This window comes from Microbacterium sp. bgisy203, from assembly GCF_057706945.1.
Genome location: NZ_JBYIPF010000003.1, coordinates 110,886 through 126,972 on the forward strand (window position 1 = coordinate 110,886; position 16,087 = coordinate 126,972).

Here is a 16,087-nt window from a genome sequence, read left to right on the forward strand (position 1 = left end):
ACCGACGATCGACCCCCGCAGCTTCGACGAAAGGTGCCCCATGACTACGGTGCGCGCGGCGATCTCGCAGACGACCTGGACCGGTGACAAGGAGTCGATGCTCGACAAGCACGAGCAGTTCGCTCGCGACGCGGCCGCGCAGGGCGCGCAGGTGACGTGCTTCCAGGAGCTCTTCTACGGGCCCTACTTCGGCATCACGCAGGACAAGAAGTACTACCGCTACGCCGAGCCCGTCGACGGCCCGATCGTCACCCGCTTCGCCGCGCTCGCGAAGGAGCTCGGCACGGTGCTCGTCCTCCCCATCTACGAGGAGGCGCAGACCGGCGTCTACTACAACACGTCCGTGCTGGTGGATGCCGACGGCACCATCCTCGGGACGTACCGCAAGAACCACATCCCGCAGGTCGACCGGTTCTGGGAGAAGTTCTACTTCCGCCCCGGCAACCTCGGCTACCCCGTGTTCGAGTCGGCCGTCGGCAAAGTCGGCATGTACATCTGCTACGACCGGCACTTCCCGGAAGGATGGCGCGAGCTCGGCCTGGGCGGCGCGCACATGGTGTTCAACCCGAATGCCACCAAGCCCGGTCTCTCGAACCGGCTCTGGGAGGTAGAAGGCCCCGCCGCCGCCGTCGCGAACGGCTACTTCGTGCTGCAGCCGAACCGCGTGGGACTCGAAGACAACGAGTACGGCGACGACGCGGTGTTCTTCTACGGCAACAGCCAGGTGATCGACCCGCGCGGCAACGTCGTCGGCGAGATCGGCTCGTCCGAGCACGAGGAGCTGCTCGTGCGCGACCTCGACCTCGACATGGTGCAGGAGATGCGCGACGACTGGCAGTTCTACCGCGACCGCCGGCCCGACACCTACGGGGAGATCGTGCTGCCGTGAGGCGTTTCGACTCGGGCCTGCGGCCCTCGCTCAACGACCGGAAAGGCGACCGGGAGGAATCATGACCACGACACTCATCACGGGCGGAACCGTCGTCAACGCGACCGGCACCGGCCAGGCCGACGTCCTCATCGACGGCGAGACGATCGCCGCGGTCCTCGCGCCGGGGTCGACGCTCCTCGGGCACGACCTCGCGGCATCCGTCGATACGGTCGTCGACGCGACGGGCAAGTACGTCATCCCCGGCGGCATCGACGCGCACACGCACATGGAGATGCCCTTCGGCGGCACGTTCGCCTCCGACACGTTCGAGACCGGCACGCGCGCGGCGGCCATCGGCGGCACGACGAGCATCGTCGACTTCGTCGTGCAGTACCCGCACGAGAACATCCTCGACCAGTACCACGTCTGGCACGAGAAGGCCGCGGGAAACTGCGCGATCGACTACGGATTCCACCAGATCCTCTCCGACGTGCAGGACTCGTCGCTCACGGCGATGGACGAGCTCATCGCCGAGGGCGTCACGTCCTTCAAGCTCTTCATGGCGTACAAGGGCGTGTTCCTCTCCGACGACGGGCAGATCCTCCGCGCGTTCCAGAAGGGCGCCGACAACGGCGCGATGATGATGATGCACGCCGAGAACGGCGCGATGATCGACGTCCTCGTGCAGCAGGCGCTCGCGCGCGGCGAGACCTCCCCCTACTTCCACGGCACGACGCGCCCGTGGCAGGCAGAGGAGGAGGCCACCCACCGCGCGATCATGATCGCCGACCTGACCGGAGCGCCCCTCTACGTCGTGCACGTGAGCGCCAAGCAGGCGGTGGAGCAGATCGCCGCGGCCCGCGACCGGGGCCTCAACATCTTCGGCGAGACCTGCCCGCAGTACCTCTACCTCTCGCTCGAGGACCAGCTCGGCGCATCGAGCGAGGAGTGGGGCGACTTCGAGGGTGCGAAGTGGGTGTGCTCGACGCCGCTGCGCTCGAAGCACGAGGGCCACCAGCACCACATGTGGCAGTCGCTGCGCACCAACGACATCCAGATGGTGTCGACCGACCACTGCCCGTTCTGCATGAAGGGCCAGAAGGACATGGGCATCGGGGACTTCTCGAAGATCCCCAACGGCATCGGCTCGGTCGAGCACCGCATGGACCTCATGTACCAGGGGGTCGTGACGGGCCAGATCACGCTGCCGCGGTGGGTGGAGCTGACGAGCACGACGCCGGCGCGCATGTTCGGCATGTACGGCAAGAAGGGCGTCATCCAGCCCGGCGCCGACGGCGACGTGGTCGTCTACGACCCGAACGGGCACACCTCGATCGGCATCGGCGAGGGCCGCGTCCACCACATGAACATGGACTACTCGGCGTGGCAGGGGTTCGAGATCGACGGCCACGTCGACACCGTCATCTCCCGCGGCAAGATCGTGGCGGATGCCGGGAACTACGTCGGCGCCAAGGGCGACGGCCGCTACATCAAGCGCGGCCTGTCGCAGTACCTGGTGTGAGGGGAGGCGGCATGGATTTCGGTGTCGTCCTGCAGACGAATCCGCCCGCGGCGCGGACCGTGCAGCTCGCGAAGCTCGCCGAGGCGCACGGCTTCAGTCACGTCTGGACCTTCGACTCGCACCTGCTCTGGCAGGAGCCGTACGTCATCCACTCGCAGATCCTGAACGAGACCAAGCGCGTCACCGTGGGACCGTTCGTGACGAACCCTGCGACGCGCGACTGGACCGTTACGGCATCCGTCTTCGCCACCCTCAACGAGATGTACGGCAACCGCACGATCTGCGGCATCGGTCGCGGGGACTCCGCGGTGCGGGTCACGAACGGCACGCCGACGACGCTGAAGGAGCTGCGCGAGGCGATCCACGTCATCCGCGAGCTCGGCAACTCGCGCGCCGTCGAATACAAGGGCGCGACGCTGCAGTTCCCGTGGAGCCGCGGGTCGGAGCTCGATGTCTGGGTCGCCGCGTACGGTCCGCTCGCGCTGAAGCTGACCGGCGAGGTCGGCGACGGGTTCATCCTGCAGCTGGCCGACCTCGACATCGCCGCGTGGATGATCCAGGTCGTCCGCGACGCCGCCGCGAACGTCGGACGCGACCCCGACGAGATCGCGTTCTGCGTCGCCGCCCCCACGTACATCGGCGAGGACACCCCCGAGGTGCGGGCGCACATGCGCGAGCAGTGCCGCTGGTTCGGCGGCATGGTCGGCAACCACGTCGCCGACATCGTCGCGAAGTACGGGTCGGGCTCGGACGTGCCCGCCGCGCTCACCGACTACATCGCGGGCCGCACCGGCTACGACTACAACTCGCACGGCAAGAGCCACAACGACCACGTCGACTTCGTGCCCGACGAGATCGTCGAGCGGTTCTGCATCCTCGGCACCGCAGACGAGCACATCGCGAAGCTCGAGGCGCTCCGCGCGATCGGCGTGACGCAGTTCGCCGGGTACCTCCAGCACGACAACAAGGAGGAGACGATGCGCGTCTACGGCGAGACCGTCATCCCCGCGCTGAACCCTCCGCTGACGGCGAAGCGGTAGGGGAGCGGCCACGTGAAGCGGATGCCGAAGCGCACGCAGGCGACCCTCTGGGGCGTCGTCGGCGTGCTCGCCGTCGCCGCGGTGTGGGAGCTCTACAAGGCGATCGGTCCCGCCGAGGGGCTCGCGGTCGGCGGCGACGGCACCACCGGGTCGAAGATCATGCTCCTCCCGCGCACGCACGATCGCGCGATGCCGCACATCACCGACATGATCGCGCGGCTGTTCGAGCCGACGAGCGGCGGGTCGACCCCGCCGCTCATCCTCACCGTCATCCAGGCAGCGGGACTGACCCTCGGGCTCGCGGCGCTCGGGTGGCTCATCGGCGTCGTCGTGGGGGCGCTCCTCGGCATCCTCATGCAACGGTGGCGTCTCGCCGAGTGGGGCCTCCTGCCGTGGATCGTCGTCAGCCAGATCGTGCCGCTCATCGCCTTCGCCCCGATCGTCAACGCGATCGGCGGGCAGCTCGACCGCTCCGGCATCCCGTGGCCGCAGTGGCTCTCGGTCGCCGTCATCGCCTCGTACCTCGCGTTCTTCCCCGTGGCGATCGGCATGCTGCGAGGGCTCAACGCGCCCGACCGCATCCACCTCGACCTCATGCATAGCTACGCCGCCGGGTACGGGCAGACCCTCCGCACGCTGCGCCTGCCCGCAGCCGTCCCGTACCTCCTCCCAGCGCTCCGGCTCGCGGCGGCGGGAGCGGTCGTCGGCGCGGTCGTCGCGGAGGTGTCGATCGGCATGCGCGGCGGCATCGGGCGCATGCTCATCCAGCTCGCCGGGCAGGCCTCGTCCGACCCCGCCGCGCCCTGGGGGCCGACGTTCGGCACGATCGCGATCGGCCTCATCGCAGCCGGCGGCGTCGCGCTGCTCGGTCGCGGCCTCTCCGTCTACCGTCGCAGCGAGGAGACCGCATGACGACCCCGACCGCCCTCCTGACCCCCGCCGTGGGCGACCCGACCGCGGCCGTCCACGCCGCCGGCGTCGGCAAGGTCTTCTCGACCAAGGACGGTGAGGTGACGGCGCTGGCCGGCGTCGACCTCGACGTCGCGGCGGGCGAGTTCGTCTCCCTCATCGGACCGTCGGGCTGCGGCAAGTCGACGCTCCTCCGCCTCATCGCCGACCTCGATGCCCCGACCTCGGGCACGCTCGAGATCTTCGGCAAGCCCGCCCGCCGCGCGCGGATCGACCAGGACTACGGCATCGCGTTCCAGCAGGCGGGGCTCCTCCCGTGGCGGACGGTCGCGGCGAACATCGCGCTGCCGCTGGAGTTGCACAAGACCGCCGCCGCCGAGCGCGCGGCGCGCGTCGATGAGCTCCTCGCGCTCGTCGGGCTCGAGGATTTCGCAGACCGGTACCCCGACCAGCTCTCCGGCGGTATGCAGCAGCGTGTCGCGATCGCCCGCTCGCTCGCCGCGCGCCCGAAGCTCCTTCTCATGGACGAGCCGTTCGGCGCGCTCGACGAGATGACCCGCGAGCGCCTGCAGGGCGAGCTCGCCCGCATCGCCGCCGAGACGGGCGCCGCCGTCGTCTTCGTCACCCACTCGATCCCCGAGGCGGTCTTCCTCTCCGACCGGGTCGTCGTCATGAGCCCCCGCCCCGGTCGCATCACCGACGTCGTCGATACGCGCGCGGACGGCCCGCGCGACGAGACGCTGCGGGAGTCGCCCGCCTACTTCGCGCGCGTCACCGCCGTGCGCGAGGCGCTGCACGGCGCGCCGCTCACGAGAGCGAACGAACGATGAGTACGGCAACGGATGCCTGGACCCCGCCCTCGTGGGCGAAGATCGCCGCGCCCATCGCGGTCGGGGTGCTCGGTCTCGTCGCCTGGTCGGCGTTCGTCGCCTCCGGCTCCGCGCCGCGCATGCTGCCCTCGCCGGCGGCCATCGCCGAGGAGTTCGTCCTCCGCTTCGGCATCATCGGGGAGGCGATGGCCGTCACCGGCACGAACGCTCTCATCGGACTCGTCGTCGGTTCGGTGCTCGCGATCGCGCTCGCCGCGCTCGCCGCCGCGTTCCGCCCCGTCGACGGCATGGTCGCCCCGCTCCTCGCGGCCCTCGCGGTTGTGCCGATCGTGGCGATCACGCCGATCCTGAACACGATGTTCGGGGCGTCGAGCCAGTTCGGCCGCCAGGCGGTCGCGGGCATCGCGGCGTTCGTCCCGGTGTTCGTCAACACCCTCCGCGGCCTCCGGCAGACCACGCCCGTCCAGCGCGACCTGTTCCGGGCGACGGCCGCGACGTCGGGGCAGACCTTCCGCCACCTCACGCTGCCGGCCGCGGTGCCCTACATCGTCACCGGCATCCGCATCGCGGCATCCCTCGCCGTCATCTCCGCCCTCGTCGCGGAGTACTTCGGGGGACCCGCCGACGGCATCGGCACCGCGATCGCGACGTACACGAAGTCGGGGCGCGCGGCGCTCGCCTGGGCGTTCGTGTTCGGCGGCATCCTCATCGGACTCGTCTTCTTCCTCGCGACGACGCTGCTCGAGCGCCTCGTCGCGAGGCGTGTGCCGTCCTCGTCGCCCTGACGAGCCCGGCACGGCCCGCGTCGTCGCGACGTCGGCCCGCACCACCCGCATCACACGTTCCACCGCTCCACTCGCACCACCGCAGCACCCGCACCACAGGCATCCGAAACCCGAAAGGACCAGCATGAGACACAGCATCCGCCGCGGCCTCGTCGCCGCCTCCGCTCTCGTCGTCGCCTCGCTCGCGCTCTCCGCGTGCAGCGGCGGCGGCGATGAGCCGTCGTCGTCGGGCGACAGCGAGGACTTCACTCCGCTCACCTCCCTCAAGCTGCAGCTGCAGTGGCTGCCGCAGGCGCAGTTCGCCGGCTACTACGTCGCCCTCGAGAAGGGCTACTTCGAGGAGGAGGGCTTCGACGACGTCGAGATCGTGCCCTCCGGCGGCGACATCGTCCCGCAGGACGCGCTCGTCGCCGGCGACGTCGACTTCGCCGTCGCGTGGGTCCCGAAGGTGCTCGGCACCCTCGAGGCGCAGGGCGTCGAACTCACCGACATCGCGCAGGTGTTCCAGAAGTCCGGCACGACCCAGGTGTCGTGGAAGGACTCGGGCATCGAAGCAGTCGAGGACTTCGAAGGCAAGCGCATCGGCTCGTGGGGCTTCGGCAACGAGTGGGAGATCTTCGCGGCCATGGCCGACAAGGGCCTCGACTCGACCACGGTCTCGATCACGACGCAGGACTTCTCCATGAACGCGCTGCTCGACGGAGACGTGGATGCCGCGCAGGCGATGACCTACAACGAGCTCGCCCAGCTGCTCGAGACCGAGAACCCCGAGACCGGCGAGCTCTACACGATGGACGACATCAACGTCATCTCCTACGAGGACACCGCCGGTGCCATGCTCCAGGACGCCATCTGGGCCGACACGAAGCGCCTCGCCGACGACCCGGCCTACGCCGACGCCGCCGTGCGCTTCCTCAAGGCCGTGACGAAGGGCTGGGTGTACGCCCGCGACAACGCCGAAGAGGCCGCGGACATCACCTACACCGCCGCGACCGCGCCGGGCGTGCAGGCCTTCCCCGTCGGCCCCGTGCACCAGCTGTGGCAGATGAACGAGGTCAACAAGCTCATCTGGACCGGCGGCGACTTCGGCGTGGTCGACTCCGGCGCGTGGGACAAGACCGTCGCCGGTGCGCTCGCCGCGAAGAACCAGGACGGGTTGAATCTCATCACCGAAGAGCCCGCATCCTCGGCATACTCGAACGAGTACATCGAGAAGGCGCTCGCCGAGCTCAAGGAGGAGGGGATCACCGTCGACGGGGACTACACGCCGATCGAGGTCACCCTCACCAAGGGCGGCCAGTAAGCGCCGGGCGGTCGCCGGGCGAGGCCGCACTCCCGCCCGGCGACCGCACGCACACGACAGTCAAGGAACACCGCATGAGCACCACCTCCGATCTCGGCACCGCCACGGACCTCGACGCCCGCACCCTCGAGCTCGACCGCGCGCACGTCTTCCACTCCTGGTCGGCGCAGGCCGCGCTCTCGCCGCTCGTGATCGCCGGCGGGTCGGGAACGCGCGTCTGGGACCACTCCGGGCGCGAGTACCTCGACTTCTCCAGCCAGCTCGTCAACGTGAACATCGGCCACCAGCACCCCGCCGTCGTCGCCGGCATCAAGGAGCAGGCCGAGATCCTCACGACCGTGAACCCCGCCAACGCCAACCTCGCGCGCGGCGAGGCCGCGGCGCGGATCGTCGCGCGTGCCCCGGAAGGATTCCACAAGGTCTTCTTCACCAACGGGGGAGCGGATGCCAACGAGAACGCGATCCGCATGGCGCGCCTGCACTGCGCGGCTCGGGGGGACGTGGGGAGAGACACGGTGCTCTCGACCTATCGCTCGTACCACGGCAACACGGGCGCCGCGATCGTCGCGACCGGCGACTGGCGACGGATGCCGAACCAGTACGCCCGCGGTCACGTCCACTTCTTCGGGCCGTTCCTCTACCGCTCGGAATTCTGGGCGCACAGCCCCGAGGAGGAGTGCGCGCGGGCCCTGCAGCACCTGCGCCGCGTGATCGAGTCGGAGGGGCCGCAGACGATCGCCGCCATCCTCATCGAGTCGATCCCCGGCACCGCCGGCATCCTGGTGCCGCCGCCCGGCTACCTCGCGGGCGTCCGGGAGCTCTGCGACCGGTACGGCATCATCCTCATCCTCGACGAGGTGATGGCCGGGTTCGGGCGCACCGGGCGGTGGTTCGCGTTCGAAGACCACGACGTCGTCCCCGACCTCATCACCTTCGCCAAGGGTGTGAACTCCGGCTACGTGCCGGTGGGCGGCGTCATCATCTCCGACGAGATCGCCGCGACCTTCGACGACCGCGTCTTCCCCGGCGGCCTCACCTACTCGGGGCATCCGCTCGCCGCGGCGTCGATCGTCGCGACGCTCGACGCGATGGAGGCCGAGGGCATCGTCGAGAACGCCCGCCGCATCGGCGAGGACGTGCTCGCCCCGGCGCTCGCCGAGCTCGCCGAGAAGCACGCCGTCGTCGGGGAGGCGCGCGGCGTCGGCGTCTTCTGGGCGCTCGACCTCGTCGCCGACCCCGAGACCCGCGAGCCGTTGCCGGCTCCCGCGGTCGCGACGCTTCGCAAGGAGCTGCTGGCCCGCGGCATCCTGCCCTTCACCGCCGAGAACCGCATCCACGTCGTCCCACCGTGCACCGTCACAGCCGACGAGGTCGCCGAGGCCGTCGCCGCCTACGACGAGGTCCTCGCGCTCGCGCTCGCGCTCGCGCTCTGAGCCCCGTTCCCGCTTCTCGCCCCCATGACTCGCACCGCCTCCGTGTTCGCAACTCCGGAGAATCGCGCGCCTCGGCGCGCGAAGCGCGTCATGCGGCTCGGAAGCGCGCGGATCTCCGGAGTTGCGAACGGGCGGCGACCGTGACCGGCGCCGTGGCGGGGGTGGTGACCGAGGAACAGGCGACCGGGCTCCTCGGGGCGACCGGCGCGGCGCTCGACGACCTCATGGCGCGGGCGGCGGCGCTCCGCGACGAGGGGCTCGTCCGGGCGGGGAGACCGGCGACGATCACGTACTCGCGGAAGGTCTTCCTGCCGCTGACGACCCTGTGCCGCGACCGGTGCCACTACTGCGCGTTCGTCGACACCCCGGCGCAGCTTCGGCGCGCCGGCGCACCGCTGTACCTCGACGACGAGCGCATCCTGCGCCTCGCGCGCGCGGGCGCCGCGCAGGGCTGCAAGGAAGCCCTGCTGACGCTCGGCGACCGCCCCGAGGAGCGCTGGCCCGAGGCGCGCGCCTGGCTCGATGCGCACGGCTTCGCCTCGACGATCGACTACGTCGCCCATGCGGCCGCGCTCATCACCGCCGAGACGGGCATGCTCGCCCACGCGAACCCCGGCGTCATGACGCCGGCCGAGCTCGCGACGCTCCGCCCCGTCGCCCCGTCGATGGGGATGATGCTCGAGACGACGTCGCGGGAGCTTTTCACCGAGCCCGGTCGCGCCCACTACGGATCGCCCGACAAGGACCCCGACCTCCGCCTCGGGGTGATCGCCGACGCGGGTGCCGCGCAGATCCCTTTCACGACCGGCATCCTCGTGGGCATCGGCGAGACCCTCGCCGATCGGGCGCGCTCGCTCTTCGCGCTCCGCGACCTGCACGCCCGCTACCGGCACGTGCAGGAGGTGATCGTCCAGAACTTCCGCGCGAAGCCGCGCACCGCGATGGCCGGCGCGCCCGACGCCGATCGCGACTCCTACCTCGCGGCCGTCGCCGTGGCACGGCTCGTCCTCGGGCCCGACATGCGCATCCAGGCACCGCCGAACCTCAGCGATCCGGGCGAGCTCGCCCTCCTCCTCGCCGCCGGTGTCGACGACTGGGGCGGAGTGTCGCCGCTCACCGCCGACCACGTCAACCCCGAGCGGCCCTGGCCGCACCTCGACGACCTCGCCGCCGCGACCGCCGGCGCCGGGTTCACCCTGCGCGAGCGGCTGACGGCCCATCCGGAGTACGTGCGGGATGCCGAGCGGTGGATCGACCCGGCGCTGCAGAGCGCCGTGCGGAGGCTGGCCGCAGACGACGGGCTCGCGGCGGCCGGGCACGCGGCCGCAACGCATCCGGTGGACGTGGTGCGCGGCCGGGTGTCGGCGCAGGGGCACGGAGGCTCCGGCATCCGTTCCCTGCTGGAGCGCGCCGCCGTCGATGCCGACACCGTCGCGCCGGACGAGTGGGAGCGCCTGCTCACCGCGACCGGCGACGATCTCAGCCGTCTCGTCGCGGCGGCCGACGAGCTCCGCCGCTTCACGATCGGCGACACCGTCTCGATCGTCGTCAACCGGAACCTCACGACCACCTCCCTCCGCCGCGTCGCGCGCGAGCCGGGCGATGTCACGATCGCCGACGCCGTCCTGATCGCCGAGGATGCCGTGGACCTCGGCGCCACCGAGGTGTGCGTCCAGGGGCGGATCCCCGCCGACGAGGACCCGGAGCTGTATCTCGATCTCATCCGGACGGTCCGCGCCGCAGCTCCCACGCTGCACCTGCACGCTTGGCGCCCGCAGGACATCGCCGACCTGTGCGACCGCGGCGGGCTCCGCCTCGACGAGGCGCTCGGGCAGCTGCGCGCGGCGGGCGTCGACACGATTCCCGGCACGGGCGTGAAGGTGCTCGACGAGGGCATCCGCGCCCGGGTCGCGCCGAGTGATCTCGAGGTCGACCGCTGGACCGAGATCGTCACCGCGGCCCATCGCGCGGGGCTCCGCTCGACCTCGGTGCTGTTCTACGGACACGTCGAGCAGGTCTCGGACCGGGTCGCGCACCTCGTGCGGCTGCGGGACCTCCAGCGGGAGACGGGCGGCTTCACCGAGTTCGTGCCGATCCCGCTTCCCACCCCCGCGCACCCCCGGGGCGCCTCGACGGAAGACGAGCACCGCGCGATGGTCGCGGCCGCGCGGCTGATGCTCGGCGCCGACATCCGGCACCTCCAGATCCCGTGGACGCGGCACGGTCGCGCGCGCACCGCCGACCTCCTGCGCGCCGGCGGCGACGACCTCGGCGGCACGCTCCTCGACGGGCGCGTGCGCCCCGATGCCGGGGTCGAAGACGGCCTCGAGCTGCCGCTCGCCGACGCCGCCCGCCTCGCGGCGAGCCTGTCGCGGCGCCTCCGCCAGCGGACGACCGACTACGGGACGCCGCCCGCTGCCCGCCGTCCGGGAACGGCCGCATGACCGGCCACGTCGAGGTCGCGATCGTCGGCGCTGGGTTCGCCGGCATCGCCGCTGCGCTCGAGCTGCGCGAGGCCGGCCACGAGGTCGTCGTCCTCGAGCGCGGCGACCGCGTCGGAGGAACGTGGCGCGACAACACCTACCCCGGGGTCGCATGCGACGTGCCCGCGCACCTCTACGGCCTCGCGCGGCATCCGAACCCCGGCTGGAGCGCCGAGTTCGCCCCGGGCGCCGAGATCCGCGACTACCTCGACGACGTCGTCGACCGCACCCGGCTGCGACCCTCGATCCGGTTCGGCGCGGTCGTGACGGGCGCCGATTGGGATGCCTCGCGGTCGCGGTGGCGCCTGGAGGGCACGGCCGGCACGCCGGAGTCGGCCGACGTCCTGATCCTCGCGACCGGTCGCCTCACCGAGCCCCGCATCCCCGAGATCGCGGGCCTCGCGGGTTTCGCCGGCGAGGTCGTCCACACCGCGCGCTGGCGACCGGGGCTCGACGTCGCGGGGCGCCGCGTCGCCGTCGTCGGCACCGGATCGAGCGCCGTGCAGGTCGTGCCCGAGCTCGCCCGGCGCGGCGCCGAGATCACCGTGTTCCAGCGCTCGGCCGCGTGGATCCTCCCGCGCGGCGGGCGCACGTACGACGCGGCCGAGCGGACGGCGCTCGCCGCCGATCCCGCTGCGGTCGTGGCCCTCCGCGCCGAGGCGCGCGCGGGGGAGGACGCCCGGTTCGCCGCGCGCGCGGGGCTGGCTGTCGCGGGCGCGGATGCCGGGGGCGCGGATGCGGGCGTCGCGGGCGAGGATGCCGCAGACGCGCGTGCCGCCGCGCTCGCCCACCTCGCCGCGCAGGTCCGCGAGCCGAGGCTACGCGCCGCGCTCACCCCCGACTATCCGTTCGGCTGCAAGCGCGTCGCGCTGTCCGACGACTTCTACCCCGTCTTCGATGCCGGCCGGGCGACCCTGGAACCCTCGGCCCTCGTCGCGGCCGACGGCGACCGGCTCACCGCCGCGAGCGGCGCGCACCACGACGGCATCGACCTGCTCGTCCTCGCGACCGGCTTCGAGGCCTCCCGCCCGGCGTACGCCGAGTGGGTGCGGGGAGAGGGCGGCACCCCGCTCGCCGACCACTGGGCCCGGGGAATGACCGCCGCCTGGACCACGATGGTCGCCGGATTCCCGAACCTCTTCATCCTCGGGGGCCCCCACGCCGCCCTCGCGCACACCTCCGCGATCCTCGTCCTGGAGCGGCAGGCGGCCTTCGTGCGCGACCTGCTGGCCGCGCCGGTCGCGGCCACGGACCCCGAGCCGCGGGCGCCCTCTGCCTCGCGTGTCCTCCGGGCCGACGCGGAGGATGAGGCATCCTTCGCCCGCGACATCGACGCACGCACCGCGGGCACGTCGTGGCTCGGCGGGTGCGACAGTTGGTACCTCGACGACCGGTCGGGGCGCACGGCGCTCCTGTGGCCGGGCACCGTCGACGATCTCGACGTCGTGCTCGCCGCGGGCGTGCGCGAGATCACGGGCCGCACGGCCCCCATCGGAGGAGGACGGCGATGATGCGCTACGGATACAAGGCCTCGGCCGAGCAGTTCGGGCCCACGCGCCTGCTCGCCGACTCGGTCGCCGCGGAGGCCGCCGGGTTCGACTCGGTGTTCGTCTCCGACCACTTCCAACCCTGGATGCACGAGGGCGGGCACTCTCCGGCATCCATCCCCATGCTCGGTGCGATCGGCGCGCACACCTCCCGCGTTCTCCTGGGCACGTCGGTCCTGACACCGACCTTCCGCTACCACCCCGCCGTCATCGCCCAGGAGTTCGCGACGCTCGGCGTGCTCTACCCGGATCGAGTGATCCTCGGCGTCGGTACCGGCGAGGCCCTCAACGAGGTGACGCTCGGGGCGACGTGGCCCGACCCGCCCGAGCGTTTCCAGCGGCTCAAGGAGGCGATCGCGCTCATCGAGGAGCTCTGGGATCACGAGCGCGTCACCTTCGAGGGCACCTACTACCGCGTGACCGACGCGACCGTCTACGACCGTCCCGACGTGCCGGTGCCGATCTACATCGGCGCCGCGGGGCCGGCCGCAGCCCGCCTCGCGGGGCGCGTCGCTGGGGGCTTCATCACGACGAGCGGCAAGGGGATGGGCCTCTACCGTGACACGCTCCTCCCTGCCGTCGCGGAGGGCGAGGACAAAGCCGGGCGCCCGCAGACGGCCGTCGAGAAGATGATCGAGGTCAAGGTCTCGTACCACCCCGACCCCGTCGAGGCTCGCGAGCGGACGCGGTTCTGGGCGCCGCTCGCCCTGACGCCGGAAGAGAAGACCGGCATCCACGACCCCCGCGAGATGCAGGCGCGCGCCGCGGAGCTGCCGATCGAGCGCGTCGCGTCGCGCTTCATCGTCTCGACCGACCCCGACGAGCACGTCGACCGCATCGCGGAGTACGTCGACCTCGGGTTCACACACCTCGTCTTCCATGACCCCGGCGACGACCAGCAGGCGTTCCTCGAGCGCTATCGCCGCGACATCCTGCCCCGCCTGCGGGAGCGGTTCGGGTGAGCGGCGGTCCGGGGACGGCCCGGGATGCCGGCTGGACGGTCCTCGTCCCGATCGCATCGTTCGCGGTCGGGAAGACGCGCTTCGGGCCGGAGGGCCTGCATCGCGCGACGCTCGCCCGGGCGATCGCGCTCGACACGCTGGATGCCGTGTGCGCCACACCCGGGGTCGGCCGCGTCGTCGTGGTCACGGCCGGTGACGACGTCCGGCGCGCGATGCCGGAGGGCGTCGAGGTGGTGCGCGAGGCCATTGCCGACGGGGCGAGGCGTTCCGGGGTCGATGCCGCGCTCGCGCGGGCCGCGGCGACGGTCGGGGCGGCTGCGCGTCGCGCCGCACTCCCCGCCGACCTGGCCGCACTGGCGCCCGCCGAGCTCGGCGCGGCGCTGGAGGCGGCCGCGGCCCATCCGCGCGCCGTCGTCGCCGACGCGGAGGGCACCGGCACGACCCTCCTGACCGCGGTCGCCGGTGTGCCCTGGGTGTCGGCGTACGGTCCGGCATCCTTCGCCCGCCACGTCGACCTGGGGTTTCACCCGCTCGAGGTGGCCGCGGACTCAGGTCTGCGCTGCGACCTCGACACACCTGCGCAACTGGCGGACGTCGCGTGCCGCGTCGGCCCCCGCACCGCCGCGCTCGCCGCGCCTCGCCGAACGCACGCGGGCTGAAAGGATGAAGCCATGATCGCGCCCGACATCCGCCTCATCGCCGTCGACATGGACGGCACCCTGCTGCTGCCGGACGGGTCGATCCCGGCGGGCATCTGGCCCCTCCTCGAGCGGCTGCGCGAGCGCGGCATCGCCTTCGCCCCCGCGAGCGGGCGTCAGCTCGCCACTCTGCAGCGGATGTTCGCGGGCGTCTCAGCGGGTGAGCCAGGCGCCGGCGGCGAACTCGACTACATCGCCGAGAACGGGGCGTACGTCGTCCGCGGCGACGTCGAGGTGTCCTCGGATGCCGTCGATCCGGCGTTCGCGGCATCCGTCGTGACGCGCCTGCGCGACCTCGTCGCGGGCGGCGCGCTCCGAGCGGGTCTCGTCGTCTGCGGCAAGAGGTCGGCCTACATCGAGGAGACCGATCCCGACTTCGTCGCCGAGGTGGAGAAGTACTACGCGAAGCTCGAGGTCGTGCCGGACCTCCTCGCCGTCGACGACCAGGTGCTGAAGCTCGCGATCTACGACCATGACGGCGGCGAAGCGCATACCGCGCCCGCGTTCGCCGACGCCGCCGCGACGCACCAGGTGGTCGTCTCGGGCCTGCACTGGGTCGACATCATGAACCGGACGGTCAACAAGGGCGTCGCGCTTCGGGCGCTGCAGGAAGCGCTCGGCGTGACTCCCGCCCAGACCGCCGCCTTCGGCGACTACCTCAACGACCTCGAGCTGCTGCAGGCGGCGGAGTGGTCGTTCGCGATGGACGACGCCCACCCCGACATCGTCGCCGCCGCCCGCTACCGCGCTCCGTCGAACGCCGACGCAGGCGTGATCACGGTGATCGAGGAGCTCCTCGGGCGCGACTGAGGCCCCCGGAGACCCCGCCCCTCCGACGCCCGCGGAGCCCGCGACCGGCGTAGCGTGGAGGGCATGGTCACGATTCCCACGGTCACCCTCAACGACGGCACGGTCTTCCCGCAGCTCGGCTTCGGCACGTACAAGCTCCAGGGGGAGGAGGGTACGCAGGCCATCGTCTCGGCGATCGAGAACGGCTACCGGCTGCTCGACTCCGCCGTCAACTACGAGAACGAGCGCGAGGTGGGCGAGGCGGTGCGCCGCAGCGGCATCCGCGACCAGCTCATCGTCACGACGAAGGTGCCCGGCCGCGAGCACGGCTACGAGGAAACGATCCACAGTGCGCACGCCTCGCTCGAGCGGCTCGGCCTCAACCGCATCGACCTGTACCTCATCCACTGGCCGAACCCCAGCGTCGACCGCTACGTCGAGACCTTCCGCGCCATGATCGCGCTGCAGGGCGAGGGCAAGGTCGGCGCGGTCGGCGTCTCGAACTTCACCGAAGCGATGCTCACGCGCCTCATCGACGAGACGGGCGTCACTCCCGCCGTCAACCAGGTCGAGATGCACCCGTACTTCCCGCAGGCGAAGCTCCGCGCCTTCCACGCGAGCCGCGGCATCCGCACCGAGAGCTGGAGCCCGCTCGCCCGCCGGAGCGAGCTGCTCAGCGAGCAGGTCATCGCCGGCATCGCCGCAGCCCACGGCGTCACCCCCACGCAGGTCGTCCTCCGCTGGCACACGCAGCTCGGCTCGACCCCGATCCCGAAGTCGGCGACGCCCGCCCGGCAGGTCGAGAACGCGGACGTGTTCGGATTCCTGCTGACGGATGCCGAGCTCGCCGCGATCTCGGGCCTCGAGCGCGGGCGCCTGTGGGGCGGCGACCCGGAGACGCACGAGGAGATGTGA

14 protein-coding genes are annotated in these 16,087 nt (G+C 71.8%); all 14 read left to right on the plus strand.

The features are described from left to right. Positions 1-40: 40 nt before the first annotated feature. The 14 genes from AC3ENQ_RS06360 (at position 41) to AC3ENQ_RS06425 (ending at position 16,087) form a co-directional block, all read left to right on the plus strand. Entirely contained in the window at positions 41-889 is an 849-nt protein-coding gene (locus AC3ENQ_RS06360; protein WP_431802815.1) for a nitrilase-related carbon-nitrogen hydrolase, read from the plus strand. A 61-nt stretch (positions 890-950) separates the two neighbouring features. Then, a complete protein-coding gene (hydA, locus tag AC3ENQ_RS06365) occupies positions 951-2,393 on the plus strand; it encodes a dihydropyrimidinase (protein WP_431802817.1) in 1,443 nt (480 codons plus the stop codon). An 11-nt stretch (positions 2,394-2,404) separates the two neighbouring features. Beyond that, a complete protein-coding gene (locus AC3ENQ_RS06370) occupies positions 2,405-3,433 on the plus strand; it encodes a TIGR03842 family LLM class F420-dependent oxidoreductase (protein WP_431802819.1) in 1,029 nt (342 codons plus the stop codon). 21 nt (positions 3,434-3,454) lie between these two features. Next, complete coding sequence (locus AC3ENQ_RS06375) at positions 3,455-4,345, plus strand: ABC transporter permease (RefSeq protein ID WP_431803317.1); 891 nt, start codon at positions 3,455-3,457, stop codon at positions 4,343-4,345. Beyond that, entirely contained in the window at positions 4,342-5,172 is an 831-nt protein-coding gene (locus AC3ENQ_RS06380; protein WP_431802821.1) for an ABC transporter ATP-binding protein, read from the plus strand. Before AC3ENQ_RS06375 ends, AC3ENQ_RS06380 begins: the two co-directional genes overlap by 4 nt. Further along, positions 5,169-5,957, plus strand: coding sequence for an ABC transporter permease (locus AC3ENQ_RS06385; protein WP_431802823.1), 789 nt, complete (start codon positions 5,169-5,171; stop codon positions 5,955-5,957). The genes AC3ENQ_RS06380 and AC3ENQ_RS06385 overlap by 4 nt, the downstream gene beginning before the upstream one ends. Before the next feature lie 124 nt (positions 5,958-6,081). Next, the gene (locus tag AC3ENQ_RS06390; protein WP_431802825.1) at positions 6,082-7,260 is read left to right on the plus strand and encodes an ABC transporter substrate-binding protein; all 1,179 of its coding nucleotides are present in this window, start codon (positions 6,082-6,084) and stop codon (positions 7,258-7,260) included. Between the two features lie 74 nt (positions 7,261-7,334). Further along, complete coding sequence (locus AC3ENQ_RS06395; RefSeq protein WP_431802827.1) at positions 7,335-8,693, plus strand: aspartate aminotransferase family protein; 1,359 nt, start codon at positions 7,335-7,337, stop codon at positions 8,691-8,693. Between the two features lie 140 nt (positions 8,694-8,833). Continuing rightward, on the plus strand, positions 8,834-11,137 hold the full coding sequence (cofG, locus tag AC3ENQ_RS06400) for a 7,8-didemethyl-8-hydroxy-5-deazariboflavin synthase CofG (RefSeq protein WP_431802829.1): 2,304 nt from the start codon (positions 8,834-8,836) through the stop codon (positions 11,135-11,137). Continuing rightward, a complete protein-coding gene (locus tag AC3ENQ_RS06405; RefSeq protein WP_431802831.1) occupies positions 11,134-12,687 on the plus strand; it encodes a flavin-containing monooxygenase in 1,554 nt (517 codons plus the stop codon). Before cofG ends, AC3ENQ_RS06405 begins: the two co-directional genes overlap by 4 nt. After that, positions 12,684-13,685, plus strand: a complete 1,002-nt coding sequence (fgd, locus tag AC3ENQ_RS06410) for a glucose-6-phosphate dehydrogenase (coenzyme-F420) (RefSeq protein WP_431802833.1) — start codon at positions 12,684-12,686, stop codon at positions 13,683-13,685. Before AC3ENQ_RS06405 ends, fgd begins: the two co-directional genes overlap by 4 nt. After that, positions 13,682-14,344, plus strand: coding sequence for a 2-phospho-L-lactate guanylyltransferase (locus AC3ENQ_RS06415; RefSeq protein WP_431802835.1), 663 nt, complete (start codon positions 13,682-13,684; stop codon positions 14,342-14,344). The genes fgd and AC3ENQ_RS06415 overlap by 4 nt, the downstream gene beginning before the upstream one ends. A 12-nt stretch (positions 14,345-14,356) precedes the next feature. After that, positions 14,357-15,193 carry a Cof-type HAD-IIB family hydrolase gene (locus AC3ENQ_RS06420; protein WP_431802836.1) on the plus strand — a complete coding sequence of 279 codons (837 nt, stop codon included), beginning with the start codon at positions 14,357-14,359 and terminating at the stop codon, positions 15,191-15,193. Positions 15,194-15,256: 63 nt separating this feature from the next. Then, a complete protein-coding gene (locus tag AC3ENQ_RS06425; RefSeq protein ID WP_431802838.1) occupies positions 15,257-16,087 on the plus strand; it encodes an aldo/keto reductase in 831 nt (276 codons plus the stop codon).